Annotated in this window: 12 protein-coding genes and 1 riboswitch; of the genes, 5 read left to right on the forward strand and 7 right to left on the reverse strand. The window is 32.0% G+C overall.

From position 1 onward, the window contains the following. The first annotated feature begins 10 nt into the window (after nucleotides 1-10). The 5 genes from K7H06_RS14235 to K7H06_RS14255 all read left to right on the forward strand — a co-directional run bounded on the left by K7H06_RS14235 (nucleotide 11) and on the right by K7H06_RS14255 (nucleotide 7345). A complete protein-coding gene (locus tag K7H06_RS14235; protein ID WP_223036701.1) occupies nucleotides 11-3589 on the forward strand; it encodes a molybdopterin-dependent oxidoreductase in 3579 nt (1192 codons plus the stop codon). 133 nt (nucleotides 3590-3722) lie between these two features. After that, entirely contained in the window at nucleotides 3723-3905 is a 183-nt protein-coding gene (locus K7H06_RS14240; protein WP_223036702.1) for a 4Fe-4S binding protein, read from the forward strand. Between the two features lie 88 nt (nucleotides 3906-3993). Continuing rightward, a complete protein-coding gene (gpmI, locus tag K7H06_RS14245; RefSeq protein WP_425514957.1) occupies nucleotides 3994-5550 on the forward strand; it encodes a 2,3-bisphosphoglycerate-independent phosphoglycerate mutase in 1557 nt (518 codons plus the stop codon). A 106-nt stretch (nucleotides 5551-5656) separates the two neighbouring features. Further along, nucleotides 5657-6379 (forward strand): class D sortase, encoded by a 723-nt coding sequence (locus K7H06_RS14250; protein ID WP_223036704.1) that lies wholly within the window; start codon nucleotides 5657-5659, stop codon nucleotides 6377-6379. 79 nt (nucleotides 6380-6458) lie between these two features. Beyond that, a riboswitch (cyclic di-GMP riboswitch) is annotated at nucleotides 6459-6543 on the forward strand. 13 nt (nucleotides 6544-6556) lie between these two features. After that, nucleotides 6557-7345 carry a transglutaminase family protein gene (locus K7H06_RS14255; RefSeq protein ID WP_246637536.1) on the forward strand — a complete coding sequence of 263 codons (789 nt, stop codon included), beginning with the start codon at nucleotides 6557-6559 and terminating at the stop codon, nucleotides 7343-7345. Between the two features lie 41 nt (nucleotides 7346-7386). Here the strand turns inward: K7H06_RS14255 and K7H06_RS14260 are convergent, their stop codons facing one another. From K7H06_RS14260 to K7H06_RS14290, 7 genes are all read right to left on the reverse strand, one after another. Beyond that, nucleotides 7387-18765, reverse strand: a complete 11379-nt coding sequence (locus K7H06_RS14260; protein ID WP_223036705.1) for a DUF7507 domain-containing protein — start codon at nucleotides 18763-18765, stop codon at nucleotides 7387-7389. 512 nt (nucleotides 18766-19277) lie between these two features. Continuing rightward, the gene (locus K7H06_RS14265; protein WP_223036706.1) at nucleotides 19278-19454 is read right to left on the reverse strand and encodes a hypothetical protein; all 177 of its coding nucleotides are present in this window, start codon (nucleotides 19452-19454) and stop codon (nucleotides 19278-19280) included. A gap of 630 nt (nucleotides 19455-20084) precedes the next feature. Continuing rightward, nucleotides 20085-20267 carry a hypothetical protein gene (locus tag K7H06_RS14270; RefSeq protein ID WP_223036707.1) on the reverse strand — a complete coding sequence of 61 codons (183 nt, stop codon included), beginning with the start codon at nucleotides 20265-20267 and terminating at the stop codon, nucleotides 20085-20087. Nucleotides 20268-20851: 584 nt separating this feature from the next. Next, nucleotides 20852-21505, reverse strand: a complete 654-nt coding sequence (locus K7H06_RS14275; RefSeq protein WP_246637713.1) for a DUF1638 domain-containing protein — start codon at nucleotides 21503-21505, stop codon at nucleotides 20852-20854. Nucleotides 21506-21611: 106 nt separating this feature from the next. Next, the gene (locus K7H06_RS14280) at nucleotides 21612-23420 is read right to left on the reverse strand and encodes an ASKHA domain-containing protein (RefSeq protein ID WP_246637714.1); all 1809 of its coding nucleotides are present in this window, start codon (nucleotides 23418-23420) and stop codon (nucleotides 21612-21614) included. 69 nt (nucleotides 23421-23489) lie between these two features. After that, nucleotides 23490-24407, reverse strand: coding sequence for a CobW family GTP-binding protein (locus tag K7H06_RS14285; protein ID WP_223036710.1), 918 nt, complete (start codon nucleotides 24405-24407; stop codon nucleotides 23490-23492). 146 nt (nucleotides 24408-24553) lie between these two features. After that, nucleotides 24554-25918: a uroporphyrinogen decarboxylase family protein gene (locus tag K7H06_RS14290; RefSeq protein ID WP_223036711.1), complete on the reverse strand. Its 1365-nt coding sequence runs from the start codon at nucleotides 25916-25918 to the stop codon at nucleotides 24554-24556. Between the last annotated feature and the right edge of the window lie 25 nt (nucleotides 25919-25943).

The following is a 25943-nucleotide window of genomic DNA, read 5'->3' on the forward strand; positions in this document are numbered from 1 at the left end:
GGGAAATATTATGTCTAAAGTAAGATTAAATATAAATGGAAAAGAAATATTGGCACATAGTGATCAAACCATTCTAGAGGTAGCAAGAGAAAATGGTATTGAAATACCTACCCTTTGCTATGATGAGAGAGTTGAAATATATGGTTCTTGTGGACTTTGTGTAGTAGAAGTTGAAGGAATTCCAAAACTATTAAGAGCTTGTGCCACAAAAATAAGTGATGGTATGGTAGTAAAAACAAATACAGAGAGAGTAAGAGGTTCAAGAAGAATGGCTCTAGAGCTTCTTTTATCAGATCATGTCGGTGACTGTAGACCTCCTTGTGTTTTAGAATGTCCAGCAAACACAGATTGTCAAGGATATATAGGTCTTATCGCAAACGGACAATATGAAGAGGCTATAGAATTAATCAAAGAACAGCTTCCACTTCCTGCAAGTATTGGTAGAGTCTGTCCTCACCCATGTGAAGATGCTTGTAGAAGACAACTTGTAGAAGAACCTATATCTATTGCATCTTTAAAAAGCTTTGCAGCAGATATAGATTTAAATAATGCAAAGTCCTTTATGCCAGAATTGAAAGACGCTACTGGTAAAAGCGTTGCTATCATCGGTGGTGGTCCAGGAGGACTTACTGCTGCATATTATCTTGCTAAAGAAGGACATAGCGTTACTATTTATGAGGCTATGCCAAAGCTTGGTGGAATGTTACGTTATGGAATCCCTCAATATCGTCTTCCTAAAGAAGTATTAGACAAAGAAATCGCAATCATTGAAAAAATGGGCGTAAAAATGATTCCAAATATGAAAATCGGTAAAGATATTCAATTTGACTATATTAGAAATTGTTATAATGCTGTTTTTGTTGCTATCGGTGCATGGACTAGTTCAAAACTAAACTGCCCTGGTGAAGATTTAGATGGCGTATATGGTGGAATTCACTTCTTACGAAAAGTTACTATGAACGAACCTGTAAAAATCGGTGATCGTGTGGCAATCGTTGGTGGTGGTAACACTGCAATGGATGCTTGTAGAACAGCTGTAAGACTTGGTGCAAAAGAAGTTTATAATGTTTATCGTAGAACAAAAGCAGAAATGCCTGCTGAAGAAATAGAGATTGTAGAAGCTGAAGAAGAAGGCGTAATCTTTAAAAATCTTACAAATCCTATTGAAATCATCGGTGAAGATGGAAAAGCAACTAAAATAAGACTTCAAAAAATGAAACAAGGTGAACCAGACGCAAGTGGTAGAAGAAGACCTATTCCTATTGAAGGAGAAGAAGAAATTCTAGAAGTAGATGCAGTTATCGCAGCTATTGGTCAAGGAATTGATGCTACAGGTTTTGACGGAGTTGACCTTACTAAAAAAGGTACAATCATTGCTGATGAGCATACCTATCAAACAAATCTTCCTGGTGTATTCGCTGGTGGAGATGCAACAAACAAAGGCGCTAGTATTGCTATTGCAGCCATTGGTGAAGCTAAAAAAGCTGCTACAGTGATTTGTAGTTACCTTGAAGGAGAAGTCATTCCATATGAAAAGCCTTTCTATGTAGAAAGAGATGATTTAACATCCGAAGACTTTAAAGATCGTGACAAATGCAGTAGAGCAAAAATGAGTCATCTAGCTCCTGAAGAAAGAAATAGAAACTTTGAAGAAATCGCAAAAGGCTTTACAGAAGAACAAGCAAGAGAAGAAGCTATGAGATGTCTTGAGTGTGGCTGTCATGATTTCTTTGAGTGTGAATTAATCAAACTAGCAAATGAATATGATGTAAAACCTGAAAGACTAACAGGTGAAGTACATCATCGTCAAGAAGAAATAGCAGATGATCATCCATTTATTCATAGAAACCCTGATAAATGTATCCTTTGTGGACTTTGTGTAAGAGTTTGTGACGAAGTAATGGGTAACACTGCACTAGGACTTATCGATAGAGGCTTTGACACAATTGTCAAACCAGCTCTTAATCAGCCACTTAAAAATACAAGCTGTATTTCTTGTGGACAATGTATCAGCGTTTGTCCAACTGGAGCCCTTGGTGAAAAATTAAGCATTGATAAATCTATTCCAGTAAAAACAAAAGAAACCCATACAGTTTGTTCCCATTGTAGTGTGGGCTGTCATCTAAACTTAAATACAAAGGGTGATATGCTTGTAAAATCTATTCCTGAGAAAGAAAGTGCTGTAGACAATGGTCTTCTTTGTGTAAAGGGTAGATTTGGATTTGATATTGCTAAAAAAGGTACTCGTATTACAAAACCTTTAGTTCGCAAAAATGGAGAACTTGTAGAAGTTCCTTGGGATGAAGGCATTTTATTTGCTGCTAAAAAAGCTCAAAGTCTTGGTGCTTTATATGGCAATGATACTTTAGCTGCATCTATTTCTGATAGATATACCAACGAAGAAATCTATCTTGCAAATAAATTTGTAAAAGAAGTTCTTGGAACAGAAAATGTATGCTCCTTTAACAGATTATCTGGTGGTATTGAAGATGTATTAGGTTATGATGCATCAACAAATACTTTTGAAGAATTACTTTCAACAGATACTATTCTTCTTGTTGGTTCTGATGTGATTAACGATCATACTATCGCAGGAATTAAAATCAGAAAAGCAGTACAAAATGGTGCAAAACTTATTACAATCAATCCATTTAAAACAACTGCTGATGAATGGGCATCTAAAACAATAACACCTGAAAACAATTTAAGCTTCTTAAAAGAAATGATAAAAGCATTAATCGATGCTGGATTCGCACCAAAGAATGCAGAAGGATTTGAAGAATTAAGCAGTAGCTTAAAGAATACAGTTGTTGGCGCTGATGCTAAAGAAGTTGCTGAGATTTATGGAAAATCTAAAAAGGCAATGATTGTATTCTCTCAAAATGATATTACTGTAGATGCTGCAAGAGCTATTGCAAATATGGCTGTCCTCTCTGGTCATATTGGTAGTGCCTACAAAGGTATTATTCAATTAAAACCAAATAACAATAGTCAAGGTCTTGTAGACATGGGTATTGAAAAGAATGCTTGTGAAATTGTAGCAGGTATTGAAGATCAATCTATTAAAGGATTACTCATCTTTGGTGAAGATGTAAAAGATATAGATTTAAGTAAACTTGAATTCTTAATGGTTCAAGATACACATCTTACAGAAACTGCAAAATGTGCTGATGTAGTACTACCTGCAGTAAGCTTTGCTGAATCAAATGGTACTTTTACGAATACAGAAAGAAGAATTCAAAAGATTCAACAAGCTATTCCAGCTATTGGTGGATATCAAAACTATGAAGTAATTGAAAAGCTTGCAAATATCCTAGGGGTAAATATGTCCTATGAAGATGCAGATGCAATCTTTAATGAAATTTCAGAAAATATTCTAGAATATTTCAAAGCCAATAAAGAAAAAGAAGATGAAGTCTTCTGGCCTATTGGTAAAGAACGAATTCTTTATACTAATGGATTCAATTTTCCAGAAGGAAAAGCTCAATTACAACCTATTGGTGATGGTGTATTCTTCAATAAAACAGTTAACACAAATAACCTAGCAAATAGCTTTGTAGAAATTCTTAAAAAAGAAGAATTGATTTAATAAAAAGCCCTGTTTATTCAGGGCTTTTTTATTCACAAACCTATAGCCTTTTATGTTATAATAGATATTAGATTGTGTTTTTTTTAACAAACATTGCAGTATTTTAGATATCATCTTGCGAAAGGAGCAGAAAATGAAGAGCTATAAAATTAATAAAAATAAATGTATCAGCTGCCAACATTGTGTAAACGTCTGCCCTGTAGGAGCTATTAGTGGTGAAATTAAAGAAGGCTTTACTATTGATCAAGCGAAATGCATAAAATGCGGAAAATGCAAGGAGGTTTGTCGCTTTAATGCCATCATCGAAAATATGTAATATTTTACATTTTCCTGCAATTTATCTTAAAATTTGCTATCATAAGTGTATATATTTTATAGAGAACTAGAAAGTGAAAGGAGAACTAATTATGAAAAAACCAACTATATTAATGATCTTAGATGGTTTCGGTCTAAATAATAGTGATTATGGCAATGCTATCGCCCTTGCAAAAACACCAAACCTAGATCAATATTTTGAAAATTATCCAAACAATCAAGTTTATGCTAGTGGATTAGATGTAGGTCTTCCAGATGGCCAAATGGGAAATTCAGAAGTAGGACATTTAAATATCGGAGCTGGAAGAGTTGTATATCAAGAATTGACTAGAATCACAAAAGCTACACAAGATGGTGATTTCTTTGAAAATCCTGTTTTTTTAGAGGCAATCAAAAACGCAAAGGAACATAATTCTGCTCTTCATCTTTGGGGATTATTATCTGATGGTGGTGTACACAGTCACAACACTCACCTTTATGCCCTTTTAGAACTTGCTAAAAAGCATGGTCTTACTAAAGTATATGTTCATAGTTTCTTAGACGGTAGAGATGTTCCCCCTTCTAGTGCTCTAAAATATGTAGAAGCATTAGAGAATAAAATGACTGAAATAGGCGTAGGAAAAATCGCTACGATCTCTGGTAGATACTATGCTATGGATAGAGATAATAGATGGGAAAGAGTAAATCTTGCCTATAATGCAATGGTTTTAGGTGACGGTGAAAAAGCAAATTCAGCAAAAGAAGCTGTAGAAAATTCTTATGCCAAAGATGAAGTAGATGAATTTGTAAAACCTACAGTAATTATAGAAAATGAATCACCTGTTGGTGCAGTATCTGAAAATGACAGTATTATCATGTTCAACTTCAGACCAGATCGTGCACGTGAAATCACTAGAACCTTTGTAGATGAAAATTTCAATGGTTTTGAAAGAAAAAATGGCTTCTTCCCTGTTCACTATGTATGCATGACTCAATATGATGCATCTATGCCAAACGTACAGGTTGCTTATCCTCCACAAAAATTAGTAAACACTTTAGGAGAATATGTATCTAGTCTTGGACTAAAACAGCTTCGTATTGCTGAAACAGAAAAATACGCTCATGTTACCTTTTTCTTAAGCGGTGGTGTAGAAGATCCTTATGCTGGTGAAGAAAGAGCTTTAATCCCTTCTCCAAAGGTTGCAACCTATGATTTACAACCAGAAATGAGCGCTTATGAAGTAACAGAAAAATTAATAGATGAAATCAATAAGAATAAGCATGATTTAATCATTGTAAATTATGCAAACTGCGATATGGTAGGTCATACAGGTTCAATGGACGCAGCTATTAAAGCTGTAGAAACAGTAGATGAATGTGTCGGTAAAATCGTTGATACTACAATCCATGTTGGTGGTCAAATTCTTCTTACAGCAGACCATGGTAATGCAGATGAAATGAAAGACCCAGAAGGCAATACAATTACTGCTCATTCTACAAATCCTGTACCGATTATTCTTATAAATGCTCCTGAAGAATACGGTATTACAGAAGGAAAGCTTGCTGACATTGCCCCTACATTATTACAAATGATGGGGATAGAAAAACCTGAAGAAATGACAGGTACATCCCTATTGGCACCTGCTCTAGAAGCTGTAGAAGCATAAAACAAATCCCTGCATAGCAGGGATTTTTCTTATTTATAAATTATCTTAATAAAAAACTATGCTATAATCATACTAGGCTGTCTTTGTAAACGAAAGGAAAAAAATAATGAAAAAAATAATTTCTATGCTATTTATTATTACTGGATTAATTATAATTATATCTCCTAAAATATCAGAATACTACCATATATATCAGCAAAACCAGTTTATTGAAGAATGGCAAGAAAGTTTATCAATCATCAACGATGATAAACAATCATTACAGAATCATACAAATGCAGAAGCCTTAAATGAAAATGATCCTTTAACTTCTACAAGTTCTCTTAATCTTATTGAGTCAAATACTACAAACTCAGAAGAATTATTAGAAGCACAACGAATATCAAAAGAGAAAGAAGAAACTAAAAAAAAACAACGAGCAGCATATATCAAAGAACACATGGAAGGTATGCTTAAAATCGAAAAAATTGATCTTTATCTTCCTATTTTAAAAAATGCTACAATAAAAAATTTAAAGGTTTCCGTAGCAAGCATCAATAATACAGGAAAAATTGGTAAAATTGGAAACTATTGTATTGCTGGTCATAGAAGTCACACTTATGGACAAAAATTCAATCGATTAGATGAATTGGTAATTGGAGACAACATAGAAGTTATTAATACCACTACTAACTATAACTATATAGTATATGATAAATTTTTAGTACAGCAAGATGATACATGGGTCTTAACTAAAAACAATACAGCTAAAGAAATTACACTAATAACCTGTCATCCTATGCTCAACCCAACCCATCGTTTGATCATTAAAGGAAAGATAATTGAGTAATTATACCATTTTTTGCTCAAAAGTCAAATTTATGATATAATAAAATAAAAAATAACTTATTTTATGTTAGGTGACTTTCCACCGACAACGGCAAACCTGGTGAAAGCTAGGGACGCAAAACTATAGGGTCTTCCTCAGAAATGAGATGACAGCCAGCTACCGAAAGGGGAGTTTTTTGTGTACAAGAAAATGTTTGTTTTTACTACTTTAATCATTTCTATTATTTTATCATCTATCGTATCTTTTGCAGATACTTCTATATTTGATCAATCTAATCTTAACAATGGATTAATTCATATAAATTTTCCCTCAAATGAAAATGCAAAGGTTATGATAAAAAAAGAAAATACTAAATACTTTTATAATCTTAAATCTAATGCAAATTTCCCTTTGCAATTGGGAAATGGTGAATATACAGTTGCAGTTTTAGAAAAAGTTCAAGGAAAAAAGTACAAATTAATTGCATCCGAAAAAATTACGCTCCAATTAAAAAATTCTAATAATATATTTTTAAATTCTGTTCAAATGATTGATTGGAATCCAAATATGGATGTTATCAAAAAGGCACGTATTTTAATAAAAGATGCAAAAAATGACAAAGAGAAAGTTGCTGCAATTTATAACTATATCATTAATAATATAAACTATGATGAGGCTAAAGCAAAAAAAGTTTCTACAAATTATTTACCCTCTATAGAAAATACATTTAAAACATCTAAGGGAATCTGTTATGATTATGCCTCTTTATTCGCAGCTATGTTAAGAAGCGTAAACGTTCCCACCAAACTAGTTATGGGTCGTACAAGCAATGTTCCAACCTATCATGCTTGGAATCAAGTTTATTTAAAAGATACAAATGAATGGGTTACAATTGATACTGTTTATGATGCATGTTTATTAAAAAATAATTCACCCTATACAATGATTAAATCTAAAAATAAATATACAGTAGAAAAAATATATTAGACATAAGAAAAGACAGGGTTTTTACCTCCCTGTCTTTCTTATTATATTCTTCTCTTTCTTAAAATTACACCAATAAAAATGAAAAGCATACCGACCAAATAAAATGCTACGTTTCCTGATTCTCCTGTATTTGGAAGAGTCTTTGTCCCTTTCGGAATATCTGGGTTTCCAAGAGGTATTTCATCTACATCAATTTCTATAATGATCTCTTCTTCATTTCCATTCTCATCTGTCACAATGATAGTGAAAGTATCTTTACCTACAAAATCAGGATTTGGTGTGTATTTCCATTTTCCATCTTCATCAATTATTACTTTTCCATGTGATGGTTCTTTTTCTATCTTTGGTATACTATCTTCTGGTACTTCAATTTCTCCACTTACTGGTGTATCCATATCAGTGTTTTTACTTTGATCTGGTTGCTCTGGATCTACTGGATCTGGTTGCTCTACGTCATTTGGCTGTTCTGGTTCAGGTTGTTTTGGCTCATCTGGCTGATTTGGTGTTACACCACCGTCTCCACCTTGATCTGGTGTTTTATCTTCATCTCCACCTGTATCTGGTGTTGAGCCACCACCTCCGCCACCTCCAGAACCACCACTACCACTGTTATTATTCTTGATAGTAGTTTCAACGCTATCACTTTTTGTTCCAGCCTGATTATGTGAAGCAGTTGCTGTGTTGACAACTTTTTTAGCTTTTTCATCAGCTTTCTTTATGATATATATTCCCATAAATGTTTTAGACTTCCCTTTTTCGATTGAAACTTTTTCGTCTAAATCTATTAAAAAATCTATAACATGGATATCATCGAGCCTCACATCACCAGTGTTTGTAACTTTGATAGTATATTCAAGCACATCGCCTACTCGAGCCATATTACCATTTATACTATTTCTATTTTTTACAGTTTTTTCGATTTCAAAGCTTTGATTTGCTGTTATAGTACCTATATTCCATGTAGAAGGAATTCTCTCTGATTTGTATACAGAGCCATATACAGATTCAGATACAGTAAAGGAAGCATATGCTGTATTTGTGATAAATCCTCTCCAGTAATCCTCTTCCGTTACTTTATACTTCTTATACTTAGTAGGATAGAATTTTTCTAAATGATCTGGATCAAATTCATCATAAACAAAGAACTTATCAAAGCCTAACATATCATCTTCTACATATACACTTTGTAATACCGTATCTCCTGTATTGATTACAGTAAGAACATAGTCGATTTCATCTCCTACTTTAACAGCACCTTTCGGTCCTGTTTTGATAAATTTGATATTTGGATTAATCTGAACATCTACACGCCATTCATTAGATTTTACTACACCTGTCTCTTTGCTCTTAGCTGTAGCTATATTGACAAGCTTGGGTGCATCTTTTTGTTTTACTGTGTATTTTATTTCTTTAGGTGTAGAATATACAGACTCTCCTACTGATAAATCACCAATATATTCACTATAATTTAGCAATTCATCTTCTAAGTAAACATCATGTAGTACCGTATCTCCTTTGTTTGTAAGAAGTAGGGTATAACTTACTTCTTGACCAATCCTAACAGTTCCTTGAGGTCCTGTCTTTTTAAGTTCTAACGCAGGATTTGTATTCAGTGTAACTTCATAGGTAGCAGACACTTCATTTGTTTGATCACTATTTGCAGTTGCTTTGTTTATAATCTTATAAACATTCTTTTTTCCTGCTATAGGATTCTTAACATCTTTTTGAGATGTTTTATATGCCAGTTTTTCTTTTAAGGCTGGATATTTTTCTTCATTTACATATACTGCTTCACCTACTGTTAAGTCACCTAAATTCGTATTTAAGTCTAATAGATCATCTTTTAGATATACATTCGTTAAAACCGTTTCACCTGTATTGGTTATAGTAAATGCATATTTTATAGGATCACCGATTGTTACTTCTGACTTATTAGCAATCTTCTCGATTTTCAAATTAGGAATTTTTGAGCGATAACCAAAATTTACTTCTTTTTGTGATGTAACTTCTTTTGTTAGAGTAACAACTGTAGAAGTAATATCTGGTTTATCCACTATGATTGAGAGATCCATCTTGAAGATATATGTTGAAAGTAATTCTTTAAGTTTAGGATCACTCTTATCTACTTCTACCGTATATTCTCTTGGTAGTAATTCATTAAAAGCATATTTGCCTCCATCTTTGGTAGTAGTAGTTTTCACTTGTAACTTCCCATTTTCATCAAAATACATAAGCTTTACTTGGATACCTTTAATGAGATTTTCGTCAGTGTCTATGACTTTGTAATTTTCTTCATCTTGCCAAATGACACCTTCTATCACTCCAGTACCTTTATATCCAAAATCTATATCTACCTCTTTTTCTCCAATCATTAGATTTACAGATGTATCGCTATCTAATTTTAAATCAAGATGATTTTTATTTATATTGTAACTAGGTGCTAGATAACTAGGTGCTTCAACTTCGATTCTATAGTCACCAGCAGGTAATTTTTCAAAGGAATACTTTCCAGTATCATCTATTGTTATAGGATCTCTAGTAATTTTATTCAATGGATCTATTAATTTTACTTTACTTCCTATAACAAAAATATTTTCATCCGTATCCTTTTTACCATTGCTGTTTGAATCTAATAGTACATGCCCTGAGATAGAACCTGTGTGGTTGTATCCAAAATCTATTTTTAGATTTTTTTCACCCTTATCTAAATCACAAGTATAAGTGTTTTTAGGTTCATAACTAGAATCAGATGCTTTATTGTTTACAGGGTCAGATACTTGCTTTAGCTTTTTATCCGCTGGCATGGTTACTGTTACTGTGTAATTGCCTTTCGGTAAATTCTCAAATAGATACATACCCTTAGTTGTACCAGCTGTACCATCTTTTGTTACAGTGGTAATACTTTTACCAGTCCCATTATTTTTTAACGTAACAGAGATGCCTGAAATTCCCTCTTCATCAGCATCTTTCATACCATCTTCATCTAAGTCATACCAAACTAAATCCCCTATAGAACCTGCATATATATAACCAAAGTCTATATCAGATATAGTTTTCTCTGTTCCACTTAATTTTTCTGTAATAAAGCTATTAGAAAGTGGCTTTTTACGATCTGGATCGGATACTAATTCTAACTCTATATCAGATGGTTCAGTTACTGTTATTTCATATTTCTCTAATGGTAAATCTTCAAATGTGTAAGTTCCATTAGATTTCGTTGTAGTAGTACGTTCTATCGTATACTTACTCGTATCAACATTTTTTAAGGTAATGGTAATATTTGAAAGCTTTTCTTCAGCGCTATCTATGTTACCATCTTTATCCCCGTCAATCCAAACAGTCCCTGTAACCTTACCTGAATGTTTATATCCAAAATCTACAGTGTCAATAGGTTTAGGTCCTGTTTCTGTTATACCGTCTGTTGTACCAGTAGATGGAACGATTAATTTTGTTTGATGATCAAGCTTATGATCTGATGCATATGAATTTTCATATACTTCTAATCCATCAGGATTATTTTCATCTGAATAGATATTTAATGTATTTGTATCTACTTCAATTATATATTCTCCTGATTTCACTTTTTCAAACCAATAATGACCGTCATCATCTGTAGTAGCAGTAATATCACTTCCAGAAGTATCTTTTACAGGATTACCATCCTTGTCTTTTAATTTAAGTGTAACGCCTTTGATCCCTTCTTTTGTAGGAACATCTGTATCGTTAAGTTTCGTTTCTAACCATACATAATCCCCTATTTTACTCAAGGCTTGAACAGAGGCATCATTTTCATCCGTTACATCTTCTAGTATCCCTACTAATTTATCCCCATTTTCATCTGAAGGTGTAGCAATAACTTTTGCATTTTTCTTATGAAGGTCACCTGTAACGGTTGTTTGATAGTAGTAGATTATAAAATCATCCGTTTCTCCATCTTTATGAGGTTTTAAAGATTTAGTATCCTTATATTCCTCTAATGGCATGATCTCTAATGGACTACCATCAGGTTTTATGCTGGTATCCGTTATTCTGATTTTATTAGGATCTTTATTACTAAGATAAGTATCCCCTGTATTGCTTACTTTAAAGAAATAGGTAATTTCTTTTCCATGGTAATCTTCTGCTAATTCTTTTGCCTTAGATGGATCCGTTACATTCCCTAAAGCTACTGTTTTTTCTATCTTTACAGATGGCTTTATGATCTTAATATTTGCTATATCACTAGCTGTAACATCAATAGATGAAACAATCTTCCCATTACGATCTAAAGGATTTGCATGAACCACAGCAGTATTTGTTTCTAAAGCTTCTCTTACAGTAGTAGCTTTTGTAAGAACTTTAGATTGTCCTTTAGTTAATTTTAAATCTGGGAAATTTTTTGTCATGCTTAATTGATCATCTGTAACAATAAAATTCGTTAAGGTAATGTCCTCTTCAGCCGTATTGGTTATAGTAAATTGATAAGTAATAGGTTTACCATCTTGTCTATAAACTTTATCAGCAGGAGTACCATCACTTGTTAATATTTCTTTCTTAAGTGTTATTACTGGAATGATTTTGTCTACTGTAGCTGAACTTTCAGATTTTGGATAATTTGCTGTATCAATAGTTTCTATAACATTTCCAGTTGTATCTGTTGGTGTTGCTAAAACATTCGCAGTATTTACTATATCCTCAGAAAGTTTAAAGCTAGGGTCATGATAATAGTAAACTAGCTTTTGTCCAGGTGCTAATGGTTTATTTGGATCGTTACTTTTTGAACTTATTAAATTTAGTCCAGATATTGTTTTTATATTAGCTTCTGCTATACTTAAAAACTCATCTTTAAACATAATATCATTTAAATAAGTATCTCCTGTGTTCGTTATAGTAAACACATACGTAACAAGATCATCTTTAAGTCCAGTAGCAAGTGCATGTCCTTCTTCATTCTCTTTATATGCTCCAGTATAAGCTGTCTTCTTTAAAGTGATTTGAGGATTAACTAAATCAACACCTGCTGGATCTTTAGAATATACTGTACTTCCAAGTGATTCTGTCCCATCAACATCCTTTGAAACTGGATTACCATAAGCATATGCATCTGAAGTAGTTGGACTTAAGTCCTTGGTTAATGTAGTTTCATAATAAAAAACAAGCTCTTCTGATGTGGCTAACTTCGTCATAGCATCGAAAGTAGGATGGGTATTGCTACTAAGGGCTGCTATATATTTTACTTTGTTAGAGTCACTTGGTGTAGCTCTAGTTATCCCTAAAGAATCATCCTTTATTTGGATATTATTTAAGTGTGCATCACTTATATTTTTTACTACAAAGATATAAGTGACAACATCATCCTTAAGCCCTTGTACTGAGTTTACATCATTTCTTATAGCGTTATCTGCTTTTGTTTGATCATACGTGCCATGGTGGACATATTTTTTAAGCTCTATTGCACCATCTCCTACATATGCATGATCCGTAGCTGAAACTGTTTTAGTTTTACTAGAATCTTTGCCTGTAACAATAGCTGTATTTTTTATAGCACCAGGTAAATCAGTATCCTTAACAGTATAAAGCTGATCAGAAATAGTTTTTGTCTCCCCTGATGAAAGATCTCCTACATTGATATCTGCTGTTAGCTTATCATCATTAATAACTACATCCGACAAATCAGCACTACCTATATTTTTAACCTTGAAGGTATATTTGATTTGACTTCCTTCTTTTAAAGGATTCGTTTTGTTTACTTTTTCACCTGTCTTTTCTAGTGTAATGCCCATAGTATCTACTTCTTTGCTATCCTTTGCTTTTTCCTTTGCTTGAGTAGTTTTTATGTCTGTATGTGTAGCATTTGCTGTATTTTTAAGTTTTGTTGTTGAAATATCAGATTCTTTTACTATATAAGTATAATCTTTCACCCATGTATCACCAGCATTTAAATTTATAGCTTCTGTGAAAATATTTATGCCTTTAATGGAATCTGTCACAGTGATCCCTGTAAGATTTTTGCTTCCTCTATTCTTTACAGTAACCTTATAATAAATAACATCTCCAATAGCATAAGGAGCTTTTGACTCTGCATTTTCAATTACAGTTTTATCAAGATCTATATGGGCAATTTCTACATCTGATGTATCTTGTGTATCAGCATTATCCCCATAACCATCACGTGTAGCATTTACTGTATTAGAGATCTTTTGTGTACTAGCATCTGATATATCATCTACCTCTTTTACTTCATATTTTGCATAAAATGTCTTTGTTTCACCTTTAACCAATGTTGGAATAGGATTACTCAGCTTATTAGTGCATGCACTATCTGTAAAAATATCTAATGTTTTTTCAGTATTTTTACCAGTTGTCAACTTATCTGTAAGCTGAATATTTTTTAGATCCGTACCACCATCATTTGTTAAATTTATCGTATATCTTATTGTATCTCCTATATTTACAGTAGAACGATCTGCTATTTTTGTAATGGTAAAGTGTTTAATCTTAACATTACATTGATCAGTTTTTGTAAACCTGAGCTGATCTTTATCTGGATCTTCAACAGTAGCAGTATTTGTAATAGATTTAGATGATAGATCTTCTGCCTTGATCGTATATTCTTTCGTAACAAACTTAGATCCTCCTACTGGAATTTCTGTAATCGTTTCAGTCATATTGATTCTCGGATCTTTTACTGTTATATCTTTTAATGCAATACTACCATTATTAGTCACTGTCATTTTATATGTGACCTTATCTCCTACTTCTACCTCTGCTAATTTACCATCTGAAGGAGTTATATACGTTCCAGGAGAATCTACCTTTTCAATCTTAGAAACTACCTTTTCTAAGCTATAATCAGCTATATCTACTTCTACAGTTGATTCTTTAGCAGCCGTATCACCTGTGGAACCACCATCATTTAATTCATTCGCCCACACTTTAACAATATTTTGTAAAGGTCCTGGTAAATCTGTTTCTTTTACTGTATAGGTTCCTTCAAAAACATATTCTTCATTTAACTCTAGTTTATCTAATGTTAACTCCGTATCTGAAGATTTAGTAATTCTAACATCCTCCGTGATAGGCTTTGTTGTATCATCAGAATTAACTATGTTCGTAAATCGGAAGCCACTAAGGATATCTTTTAGCTTGATATTGTGTAGCGGAACTGTTCCCGTATTCTGTAGAACAAATCTATAGGTAATGGTTTCACCTATATTTACAGGTTTTAAAGGTGCTGTTGGATTGTCAAAGTTAACTTCAGTATTAGAAGATTTATATTTAAACTTATAAGCTTGTTTCTCCAACTTCAAACCTTCTCCATCATCCGTTGCCGCAACCAATCCTAAATCAATATGATGATTTTTTTCTGTACCTGTTATAGTAACCTCTTTACTCTTTACTACTCGATAGTCTCCTTCTTCTTTAGAAGATTCTCCATCAGAATTTAAACGATCATCAGGATCTTTTATAGGAGTTTCTTTGTAGTAATCTTTAGGAAGATAAAATTCAACATAATATGTTCCAGCTTCTAATTTAGGGAATAAATAATATCCAGGTGGTCCAATTCCAGGAGCATTCTGGCTATGTCTAGGACCTGTTAAGGTTTCATCCTTTTCAGTCCAATGTCCTCCTTCTTCTTTAAACAATTTCACCTTAATACCATTAATCCCTGCAGCTTGACCATCATATCCGTCATCTTGGCGTCCATTCTTATCTTTATCAAACCATACGAAGTTTCCAATCTCACCCTCTGCATGGTGGTCAACTTTTATTCCTACCTTAAAAGGTTCCGCTGGTAAAAATACATCCTCGTCAGTCTCACCAATTCCGCTTGTACTAATGCTATTCCATGCAATCCCACCATTCATACTTGCAGGATTCGAATCTACAGGAGTTCTCATTCTCCATTTTACTACCAGCTTCTTACCTGGTTCTAAACCAGTTCCACCATTAATATTCGTTATGTTAAATTTTAACGATTGAACTTTTGTAATATCTTTTGGTGGTGTTTCAGACCAGTCATCGTTACTGGAAGCTATATCTTCTCCATAAGGTCCTTTACGTTTTGGGTTTGAAAGTTTACTATAAAAAACATTCGTCGTTGCATTTATAGAACTTCCATTATCATATGTAAAATTACCTTTAGTGATTTGTTCAAGCAAATAAGGCCTCCATGTAGAATCTCTTTTTACATTAGGACGTAGCACTTCTGAATCCCCAATATGAGAAAGAATATCTATAATTTCAATTTCTTTCATATTAATATTTCCTGTATTCTGAACGATTAGCTTATAGTCAGCAGCACCACCAGGGGTAGTAACAGCAGCATCACTTGCATTAGGACTATTTGTATATCCATCTACAGGATCAAGATGACCTCTTACCCACTTTGAAGTAGAAAGACCAGGCATTCTATTTACCTTGATAGAAACAGGTTCTGCTACTAAAATAGTATCTACTTTAGAACTATCTCTATCTAAATCTTCCCCATCTATTTTTATGAGGGAAGCTTCAGCTAGAAATTTTCCATTGCTTGATACATAAAATTCATTGGCATACTTAGTATCATCAGCAGTAGGTTTTGTATAATCTTTGATTTTCACTTTATATTGTAACTTTAAAGTTTCACCTTTTAAAAGATTATAACTACTCCAGCGCCATATCAATAAAGTTCTATCCCCTATACTATCTTTTGTTAAATCTGGTTTACTTGCAGTGCCCCCCACTACCTTTTCTGAATTTTCTACAAGCTCGAATCCTTTAGGAAGGATATCTATAAAAATAGGATTTTTAAATGAATCTGTTGCTAACCTAGAATGATTGGTAGCTGATAATTCAAATAAAATTTCATCCCCTGGATCATACCCTCTTGTACTTTGAGTAAGATCTTTTTTTTCTAGATTAGAGATCCAAGCAGTTTTTAAATAAACCAAAAAGCTAATAGCATCTTGAGCTTTCGCTGATGCTTTCTCGCTATCAAATCTTTTGATATATTGATAGTCTAAATACCCATTACTTTGAATAGTTGATCGATCTGTTGCTGAATCCTTTATTTTTCCTATTAATCGAATCTTTTTTGATAACTGAAAATCTTTAGGAAGCTTATCATTGAATTCTAGCTTTATACCCGTAAGTTGTTTACCGTTTGTAAAATCCTTTACGGTTAATGTACTTTCTGTACTCGTATTAAAACTTCCATCATATTTCATCCAGTCACCATCTGTTTTATACCAAAACTGAAAGCTTACAGCTGATGAAGATTTTCCTAAAGAAATGCTAGAGTAATCTATGTCAGAAGATAACTCTTGTACCAAAGATGCGTCATATAAATCATGTCCATTATTTTTTAAATTATCAATGTCAAGATTATATACTACATCATATCCATGATCAAAATGTTTATAAAGTGAATTGTTTGTATCTTCATTGTAATCATCTATTGCCAAGTCCACTTTAGGAGATGGGGGTGATTGACTGATGAATTTAGTAGTTGCTTTATTTGTATTTTCAACAGAAATAGTACCTGTTTTAAAAGTCAGCAAGCTTCCAATACCACCAAAACCATTTATAATAGGATAACCTGTGGCAGTAACAGTATTTGAAATACTAGCACCCAATAAATTTTTTGCAATAGGATATTCTAAAGTAACTTTGATAACAGGTGGATTTTTTGTATCTACATCAGTAAACTGCCAATTTACCCAATGATCACCTTCTGTAATGTTAACTTTTCCACCATAGCCAGACGGTGTAATTTTTGATGTTTTATATGTTGCATTGTCTGGTAAAACATCTTTTATATTTACTGTTTTTAAATCTACATTATAATTACCACTACCATCATAATGACCCGTACTTTTTAGCTTAATGGTATAATCAACAGCTAAAGTATTATTACTTGGATCTGTCTCATCTGGAATCACAACTGCTGAGGGTGCAGTTTTTTCTAGATACCATTCTTCGTCAGAGTCAATGAATTTAGTAGTAACCTCATCACTAGCTGGATTAAAAGTTACTGAACTATTATCATACTTAGACTTTCCTGTTCCAGTAATATGATGAATCCGTGTATCATTATGAGCTACCCCTATACCATTATTTCTTGCAGCTATAGGATATGTCAGTCTAATGGTTTTAGATAAGGTAACATTTGCATCCACTTCAGGGATTCTCCAAATAAGTTTATTCCCCTCTTTAGTTATACCAGATACGTCAGGAGATAAAATTGTATACGCTTCATCATTCCCAAGAGTATATGTCAGCACTACATCTTTTAGAGGGATATCCCCACCTGTCAAGATAAGATTATACTCTCCATCTACTTCCTTTTTTCTTAAATCCTTTGTGATGATGATCTCCTTAGGACCAGTAGTCTCTACTTTCCAAACAGCTGTGGATTCTTGAAATGTGACAGTTACAGAATCTGAAGCCTCTTTAAAAATAATTTCTTCTGAATGCTTCTCTTTTTCTCCACTCCCTTGATTCATTATGATAGGAAAACCTGTTACGGAGATGGTATTCGTGCGTAAATCACCTTTCTTTACACCTTGGTCACCACTTTTTCTAAATATTGCATATCTTATTTTGACATCTATAGATGTGGTTTTTCCTGCAGGAACATCCTTTAATGTCCAGGTAAGATTTTTACCTGAAGAGTCTTTAGAAAATGTAATATTTGAATTATTCGGAGTATGGGATACATATGTTGCATTATCAGGTAATGTATCTTTTAACTTTACATCCTTTAAATCTATATTCCCATTCTTCAAACTAATTCTATAATTCACATCTATACTTTTTTGATCTGGATTTTTAGAAATTGTAATAGGTATAGGATTTCCAGGTGTAGAATGTTTTTCTTCATTCCCAACGACTACATTTTTCGTAACAATCCAACTAGGACCTAGCTTCATAGTAAGATTTAACGTATTACTAGATGCAGTTGCTCTTTCTGAATTAGAGACAACTTTCCCTTCAATCTTACCCGCCTTTAATCCAATATTTGTATCATTCGGATATACACTTGGATTAGGTGCCTGAAAAATAACTTTTACATCTCCAGACTTCCCTGCACTTAAAATATTTCCAGTAAATCCTTCATCCGCTAAATCAAATGTTATTGTACCATCCTTATGGATTGGAACTCCTTTTACATGAGATGATCGTTGATAGTCTTTGTATATGAAACCTTTAGGAATCGTATAGCTTAATTGAACGTCCTGAAAGGATGCAACACTACTACCAGAACTATACCTTAATGTAACAGTAACTATATCACCAGGCGCAACCACTGTTTTATCAACAGATTGTGTAATAGAAAGACCATTATCTCCCTCTGCAAAAGCAATAATATTAAAAAATGGAATAAAAACTTGCATCAGTAGAATAGAAATAGTAAACAAGCTTATATAGTAATGCCTTTTCTTATAGAGGTACTTCATAAAATCCCTCCTTTCCTATTAAGTTTTTTAAAACAAAAATCTTCGATCTCCTCCTTTCCTTTTTATTAAAATTTAATTTTTCACCTAACACTCTCTTAATCCAATAAACACTAAATATTTTCACCTCCTTCGATTTGTTATAATTATATAATATCAATCTCAACAATCTCTAAACAAATCCTGTCTATTTCTTTTATCTTTGAATAATGAAATTTTATAACTTTTGACAAAAAAAAATAGACATCCCTCACATTCTCGTGCAATATATTTTTTCAATAAAATAAACCACAAGAAATATTCACTAACATCTTATACAAATCACTATGTCAAATATTTTATTAAGTTATACAAAATATCATTCAGAGGTAGCATATTAGTTATTCACAAAAATAGGATTCCTAAACTTTACAACAAAAAATTTATATCAAGATTAATACATAGAAGGTATATGAAAAAATATATTCAAATACTTAAATTTATTGATTAGAACTTATAAAAAACCATTGAAATCTTTATTTGTAAAATATTTTGTTCCAAAAATATTTTTTCTTTTTTTCTTCTCTTATAATGGATATATAATTCATTAGTTTTTGATTTTCTGACTGCATCTGCTTTTTTTGTTTTTCAATAAATTTGTCATTACAACTTTCAAGGTTTTGCTCTAATATTTTGTCATATTTTTGATCCATTACGCCTTCTCCTTTCAAAGTCATAGTACCTATTTATTATATAGCAGCACCAGCAGTACTCTCTTTAACTAGTATATTGGTTTACACTCTAACCAGCTTCTGACGATTTACGTTAATTATAGTACTTAGCTTGTTTTATATCTTTTATTTTGGGATAAGTAATTGATAGATGTTTTAAAAACATTAGTAACTCTGTTGATTTCCCTATAAAACATATTCTATTTGGTTTTGTAAATTTCAACATACTTAACATCCCCTTCATGATATGTCTTTTAAATTTTTCTTCATTATTATCATATAGGACTTTATACCTATTTTTCATATTATATCATATTTTTCATATTTTTAGCAAAGTTTCGACAGGGTTTTAATACAAATTATTTCTTAAATAGTGTAGTCTAGTCAAAATTTTTAAATTTAAGTTATTATATTATATAATATGGTTCTCAACAATTTCTGAACAAATTGTTTTTATTCTTTTTTCTACAAAAATTTAAGACTACCAATATTCATTAGCAGTCTTTTCTACTATTTATTTTTAAAATTTTTCATCCATAAGCTATCTTGTATTCTTTTATAAAAATATACATATCACAATTAATCTTTTCTACATTTAGTTTCTATCTTTCATCAATCTTTATCTTTTAATAAAGCTTCCTTGATAGCTTTTGCAATTACTTCTTCTGATACTTTTGAAAATTTATTTCCCTTTTTCTTATATTCTATTTCAGGAATTGTATCTTCTTTTTTATCTCCTATTTCTTTTTCATTTAAATTATTTTTTTTCTTCTTTCCAAATAAAAAATCAAACATGATTTATTCTCCTTTTCTCATATTATAAATATATTTTATCAACGGTCCATCCTAGTTTACAAGTTTTTCAAAAAAAATTCCATCCAAAATACTACTTACTGCGCTCAAATAATTTTAGCACAATTTTCCAACAATAATTATACCCTAAACCTTCCTGTGATCTCGTATTCTATAAAGAAAAAAATGCAAATACTGAATAGATACGGAGGGATTTTATGTACCTATTAGTTTTTCAAGGCAATCTAAATTTGATAAAAAGTTTTATTCATAAACTTAATCGGGAAGATGTCCCTATAACCATGCAAAAGATTTTATTAAAAGCTTACGCAGACGACCTACGCATTCGTTTAACAGACAATATGATTGGTGAGTTATTATTACATTAAAGAGGTAGTTATGCAGCTAATTTTAGCTGTTATAACTACCTCTTTCTTCTCTAAACTCTATGTCCAAAGAATCTCACTAATATTACTACAATATATCTCCTTCAGTATTTTCAATGATGTCATATTTCTTAAATTACAAACTTAGCTACAGCTTTCATAAAATCGTCAATATGCCCTAATAACTTACCCTATTACATTTTAAAAATCTTTATTATCTTTAAAATCAATAAGTTTACTATCTGTTGTATGATAAATCTTACTATGCTGATCTACGATTAAAAATTTATTTTCCTGCCATTCTCCATTGACCATCTTTTTTATTAAGTCACAATTATTTTTTCTTTCTTCATAATCCCAATTTCTTTCCTCTGCTAATTCTTTAACCTCTTTGGAAAAATCCTTATGCTTTAATTCACTTGAAATATACAAAGCTTTATTGTATCGACTTTTCCATTCATCTGCCATTTGAATTAGATACTTAGCATTTTCCTCTCCATATTTTTCTACATATTCCTCATAACTGTTATTCATTCCAATACTTTCTAGCTCTTTTCTTTCTTTTTTCAACCCATTTCTATCAATCCATGATTCAATATAATACATGGTACCTGTATTTTCCTTAAAATATTTTTCATAAGTTTCTTTTGAACCCATAAATAATGTAATACAATCATGAGCTCTAGGGGCAACAATAGGAATACTTCTACTTTCTAAATCTTCTAATACATTCCCACATAGTCCAAATCCAAGTAAAATATAATCATATTGATCTTTCACTTTTTCTAATTCATCAATTTTTTGCTGAAGAATCTTATGCATATCTTTAGGATATTCATGATAATCTGAACTCATCAATTCTATATCTACTACATGTTCAGATAAAGCTGCCCAATAGTAAAATTCACGTGATAGTACATCACAAATAAATGCTTTTAATCTTATATCTATCCCTCCATTTCTATTTTAAATACATTCCTTCTAAAAATTCATCTTGGAAATCTGGATGATTTGAGATTTCAATATGCTTAGTTGTTGAAGAATAAACTTCTGCTTGCTCTTGAATAACAGTTTGATTACAAAGTGCCGTGATAGCCCCTTCTCCAGCTGCATTTCCTATAGAAATAATTTTATCCATAGACACATTTGGAAATACCCCTATCCTACGTGCACTTTCTTTATTAATAAAGTTTCCAAAAGTTCCAGCTAACAATATCTTATCAATATCATTTATTTTTACTTTCGCAACTTTAAGTAATATATTTATCCCTCCTCGAATAGCTCCTTTGGCAAGTTGAATTTCTCGAATATCCTTTTGAGTAATAGCTATATAACCATCTTTTTGGGTCTCATTTTCATAGGCTATGATTACTTCCTTTTGGCTACCATTTTTTATAATTCTTCTAGCCAATTTTTCATTTTCCAAATCTTCTGTATCTACAATTTTTCCATCTTCTCTAATAATTCCTACTCGTAATAATTCACTCACAATATCAATTAAACCTGATCCACATATGCCCTTAGCAGGTTTCTGATCAATGGTTGTATAATACAAATCATCTGTAATTTCAACTTGATTGATTGCTCCAGAAAATGCCTGCATGCCATATTTTATCTTTGCACCTTCGAAAGCTGGTCCTGCTGCCGTTGAACAAGCATAATTTCCTTTTGGGGTTGAAAGAACAATCTCTCCATTTGTTCCTAAATCTATCAATAGCTTTATATCCTTGTTATTTATTAAATTTGCTGCAATCATAGCGCCCACTGTATCTGCTCCAACGAATCCTGCTATTCCTGGTAAAAATACAACCTTTCCTTTTGTGTTTATATTTTTTATACCTATTTGTTCTGCATCCTCTATAATTATTTCTTTTGTTACAGCATTAAAGGGTACTCTAGATAGACTACTTGCATCTAGCCCTAAAAATAAATGGGTCATAGTCGTATTGGCTACTAACACACACTCATATATATGCCTTTTTTCTATTTTTGTCTTTTCCATCACTTTATGAATTAACTCATCAATTCCATGAATGATTCTTTTATTCAATATCTCTAATCCATCTTTATTTTCTAAAGTATAATTGATTCTTGATATTACATCTGCACCATATCCAACTTGAGGATTTTGCATAGAACTTACCTCTATAGATACCCCTTTTACTAAATCTATCAAATAACATACAACTGTCGTTGTCCCAATATCAATAGCTATACCATATATTTGATCACGGGTATCCTCATATTCTATATCAATCAATTCATCCTTATATAAAGTAAATGTAGTATCTTTTGTATAATCTATATGATGGGATAAATACCTCATTATTTTTAGTCCTATATGGACATTTCCTAATTTTTTCTTTATTGCATCTGCCATTGTATATCCATTTTCAAAAGTTGGAGAATCTAATTGAACTACTTTTTTTACAATATGATTATCTATTGCATATATTCTTTTTGCCCCTAATTTTCCTTTTGATTCATTCGTAAATTGCTCCTCTAATATTTCAGCCTCTGCTTGTCCATATAAATATGTTTTACAAGCAAGCCTGATTCCTTTGTAAATCTCTTCCTTCGTCAATATTTTTCTTTCCTCTTTTGTAATAGGACTGATTTGTCCTTTTATTTTTATCTTACACTTTCCACAGTCACCTTTCCCTCCACAAGGAGCATACACAAGTATACCTTCCTTATTCAAAGCTTCTAGTACAGTTTCTTCACTATTGATATATACAGCTTTTTTACAATCTTTCAAATCTACAATCATTTTATTCAAAATAGTTCTCCCCCTAACTTCCTTTAATAATTAGACATATCATGGCTACAATTATTAAAATTATATAATCTCTATTTTTATTCCAAACTTTTCAAACCAGCTTGCTTTTATTTTCTTTTTTATCACATCTTTATTAGGTCCTAATACTACAAGGAAATTCTCATTCCTCTCCCCATCTATTTTTTTTATATAAATTTGATCTTGAACGGCTTCAATAAAATACCAAATATCTTTGATTTTACAAAACCCCTTTACACGATATACCTCTTTTGTCCATTCCTTTAACCAATCCTTTAATTCATCTAGATCAACAGTTTCAAACTTTAAAATATATTTACTAATTTCTAATGTCTTTTTAATTAAAATCCCTTTCATATCAGGTTTATGCCACTGTAATTTATAGATATTATCAAAATCATCAACTTTTGAATAAGATGTTTTGATAATATCTGCATGATGATTTAATTCTTTTATCGTTTTTTCTATCTCTTCAATTTCTTCAGTTTTAGCCATATCCACTTTATTGATAACGATAAGGTCCGCTCCTTGTACTTGATTCTTGATTGCAACAGCAGTCTCATAGACTTTATAAAAGTTTTTACTGTCCACTACACAAATTGAACCACTATAGTGAAACGCTTGTGGCGCTAACTTTTCAAGGATATTCATAATTTTGGGCATTCCAAAGGGATCTGCCAACCCTGAACTTTCTACAATGATATATTCAACATCTAATTCTCTAGCCTTTATTAAAGCATCTATAAACATATCTGATCTACATACACAAAAGATCGATCCATTATTGATCTCCTCTATAACCATGCCTTCTTTTTCTAGTAGAGTTCCATCTACCCCTTCTTTTCCAAATTCGTTGACAATAATAGCTGTTTTATTATTTTGAAATCCTTTAATAAGATTTTTCATCAAGGTTGTCTTACCTGCTCCTAAAAAACCAGTAATTAAATAAATATCAATCATCTTAACGCCTCCTTTTAATCCCTTATATCTATCCATTGCGTCAAATTTAAAATTTTTATCCTCTATGATTAAAATTTACGCCTATGCTTCTAAATATATAGTTGAAAAGGATTCTGGTTATCAGAATCCTTTTTTCAAAATCTAGGCTATGCAAGTTCTTTTTTTGCTTCTTCGATTTTTGCAAAAAGCTCTTGACGACTTGGAATAATTGATTTATATTCTACTTTTCCATTAATATATATACTTGGTAGATTTGTAACCCCCATAGCTTTACAACGTGCAATACTTTCTTTTTCTGTATATTTATATTCAATTACATCAATAGCATCTCCAAAATATTCTTTTGCATCCATTGCAGCTCCTAACATATAAGTACAAGCTGCACAAGCAACAGAATCTAATGTAAATACTTCAATAAAAGGTTTTTTAAGATTCTTATAATCAGGTATTTCAATTTCTATATCTTGCTCTACTGCTGTATAATTCTTTAATATTTCTCTAATTTCTTCCGTTTGACGAACAGCTTGCTGTACAGCAATTGTATTTTCAATAGGTAAATCATATGGCATATCACACCCTGGTGCTATAATCAATCGCTCATGAGTTAGCTGATCTAAAAGATCTACAACATATTTCATATTATCTTGTTGAGTTCCGTGAAGCATAACTGTTGTCAATGGAATATTTCCACCAATTACAACATCATATTGATCCGTAACTTCCTTAGCTACTACCATGTCCACATTTTCATCTACTGAAATAGAATCTGGATTTGTTTTACACATAGGTTCAATATTTTTTGTGGCATCACCACATACAAAGAATGAAGATAATGCCCCATTCTCACGGATAAAATCAAAAACAACTTTAAATGGTTCATGTAATAATTTTTTAAAATGTCTTGGAGAGATTTGAGATACTAATGGATCAACTACAGCAATCACATCCATGCCAGCCTCTATAAAATATTTGCTCATAGCATTTGCAACTTCTGTTGTATAGGCTAATAATTTTTTAGTGTATTCTGGATCTTCAATCATATCCATGAAAATATTTACCCCTCTTAAGTGAGAAGCCAATGTAAAAGGTCCAGTAATCAATCCATAAAGAGCTGTATCTTCCCCAATTTTTTCTCTTATTTCTCTCATAGCTTCCAAAATCATAGGGATTCTTCCATCATTTTCAGAAGGCACCATACAAGTACAAGGTATATCCTTTGTCTCCGCTAAAGGATGAGTTCTTACAGAAGGAGGATTATTCTCAGCCCATAATAAATCGCACCCTAAAACTTCTGCTTCCATTTGTAAATCAAAGACTACTGGCATGCCATCAGGTTGATATAATTTCTTTACTTCTAATAATGCCTCCACCAATTTATCTTTATCTTGTAATATTTCCTTTGCCGTATATCCTTTAAGTTTTCCTGCATGAACACCTGCAAATGGAACCCATGGTACTTTATCTACTTTTTCTTTTTTTAATAATTTTATAATTCTCTCTTTTCCTGTCATAGAGGCCTCCTCTTTCATAACTATT

Origin of the sequence: Crassaminicella profunda (assembly GCF_019884785.1) — a bacterium.
GTDB lineage: Bacteria > Bacillota > Clostridia > Peptostreptococcales > Thermotaleaceae > Crassaminicella > Crassaminicella profunda.